This is a genomic window from Nocardioides limicola (assembly GCF_016827675.1).
In the GTDB taxonomy this organism is placed as follows: domain Bacteria; phylum Actinomycetota; class Actinomycetes; order Propionibacteriales; family Nocardioidaceae; genus Nocardioides; species Nocardioides limicola.
The window spans coordinates 1-1,364 of the sequence record NZ_JAERJA010000021.1 but is presented as its reverse complement, the minus strand read 5'-3'; the positions used below and the strand labels follow the sequence as shown (position 1 = coordinate 1,364).

1 pseudogene is annotated in these 1,364 nt (G+C 65.0%); it reads right to left on the bottom strand.

Annotated features, from left to right (window positions below):
* Positions 1 to 36: 36 nt before the first annotated feature.
* Positions 37 to 1,312 (bottom strand): annotated as a pseudogene (locus JKG67_RS18305) (IS256 family transposase).
* Between the last annotated feature and the right edge of the window lie 52 nt (positions 1,313 to 1,364).

The following is a 1,364-nucleotide window of genomic DNA, read 5'->3' as shown; positions in this document are numbered from 1 at the left end:
GGGTCTGTCGGAAACTTTGTGTAAGTGGGCATCGGCTCAGTTGAGACCCAGGCGGTCGCCGTAGGTCATGGACAAGACGTTGAGGATGTTCTTCCAGCCGGCGATCCGGCCGCTGGGGTTGGGCCGGTTCACTTCGCGATGCCGCACGGCGAGGTAGAGGACCTTGAGCGCGGACTGCTCGTCGGGGAAGTGCCCGCGCCGCCGTGTCGCGGCCCGGAACCGGGCGTTGAGGGACTCGATCGCGTTGGTGGTGTAGATGATCTTGCGGACCTCGACGGGGAAGTCGAGGAACGGCACGAACTCGGCCCACGCGTTGCGCCACAGCTTGATCATCGCCGGGTACTTCACTTCCCACTCCTCGGCGAAGATCTCGAACTCGAACTCCGCGGCCTCCACGGTCGGGGCGGTGTAGATCCGACGCAGTTGCCCGGTGATCTTCTGCCAGTGCTGCTTGGAGGAGTACCGCAGGCTGTTGCGGACCAGGTGCACCACACAGGTCTGCACGACCGCTTGGGGCCAGACCGCGTTGATCGCCTCCGGGAGGCCCTTGAGGCCGTCGCAGCACACGATGCATGCGTCGAGGATGCCACGGTTCTTCAGGTCGGTCAGCATGTTGATCCACTGCTTGGCTCCTTCGCCGCCCGAGGGGCCGACCCACATGCCCAGAACATCCCTGAAGCCGTCGAGGTTCACGCCCATCGCCACGTACACAGGCCGGTTGGCGACGCTGCCCTCGCGGACCTTGAGCACGATCGCATCGATGATGATCACCGGATAGATCGCGTCGAGTGGCCGGGCCTGCCATTCCTTCATCTCCGCGACGACCTTGTTGGTGACCGTGGAGACCAGGTCTCTCGACACGTCGGTGTCGTAGACCTCCGAGAGGTGCGCGGCGATGTCGCCGGTGGTCATGCCCTTGCCGTAGAGACTGATCACCGCCTCGTCGAACCCCGTCAGCCGACGCTGATGCTTGGGCACGACTCGGGGCTCGAACGACCCATCCCGGTCCCGCGGCACGTCCACGGTGATCTTCCCGATCTCGGTCGTGACCGTCTTCGGTGTCGACCCGTTACGGGAGTTTCCGCTGCCACGGCCGACCGGGTCGTGGCGGTCATAGCCCAGGTGATGCGACATCTCGGCCTCCAACGCCGACTCCCAACACCTTGCGGGTCAACTCGGTCAACAGCCCACCCTCACCCGTCAGGGCCAGACCGCGATCGGTGGCCGAAGCCACCAACTCCTCGGCGAGCCGAACCATGTCCGGCTCCCTCACCGCTGGCAACGTCGTACTCTCAGACTCGTGCTCGCTCATGACGTGATGCTCCTTCGACCACGGACCCAGCCCGTGGCATCACGCCGATGCG